The sequence below is a fragment of the Aphanothece microscopica RSMan92 genome, from assembly GCF_046613545.2.
In the GTDB taxonomy this organism is placed as follows: domain Bacteria; phylum Cyanobacteriota; class Cyanobacteriia; order PCC-6307; family Cyanobiaceae; genus NIES-981.
Window position 1 is genome coordinate 1 of sequence record NZ_JBKKKY020000396.1, and the last position, 538, is coordinate 538.

Here is a 538-nt window from a genome sequence, read left to right on the forward strand (position 1 = left end):
TGGAGCCGATCGCGCTGTTCGGGGTCACGCTGACATCGCCGGGCTGCGCGCAGGCGCATCTGATGGCCACGCCCGACCTGACGCGCAGCGATGCCACGCAGATCGCCTGGCGGGTGCGCGACATGGTGATCCCGTTCCTGCATCGCCGCGGCCTGCACCGGGGCGAGGCGCTGGCGCTGTCCAGCCACCGCTGGGCGCATCGGTTCCTGCGGGCCTGTGGCGCCACGCGGATGGAGCCGCGCCCCGAGCTGGGCCGACGGCGCGAGGATTTCACCGCGCATGTGTGGCTGAGGTCCGACCTTTACCCCGACGACGACGCAACCCCCACCCAACCGACAGGAGAATGACCATGTTCAACGTCAAGACGCCCAATCCCCACGCCGATGCCCCCGCCCAGGGGCAGTGCTATCCGACGCCCGGCCTTGTTTCCGGCGCGAACGGTGCGACGGCCCTTGCAGGGCCTGCCACGGTGACGCTGGAACAGGCCCTTGCGGGCCTGCGTGCCGCCTGTGACCGGACCGACATCCTGTGTCAAAGG

2 protein-coding genes are annotated in these 538 nt (G+C 70.3%); both read left to right on the top strand.

What is annotated here, in order from left to right; translation table 11 throughout:
- Nucleotides 1-347, top strand: a 347-nt coding sequence (locus tag ACLD7X_RS18200) for a hypothetical protein (RefSeq protein WP_411425095.1), incomplete at its 5' end; no start/stop codon positions are given.
- A gap of 2 nt (nucleotides 348-349) precedes the next feature.
- On the top strand, nucleotides 350-538 hold a 189-nt coding region (locus ACLD7X_RS18205), incomplete at its 3' end, for a hypothetical protein (RefSeq protein WP_411425096.1).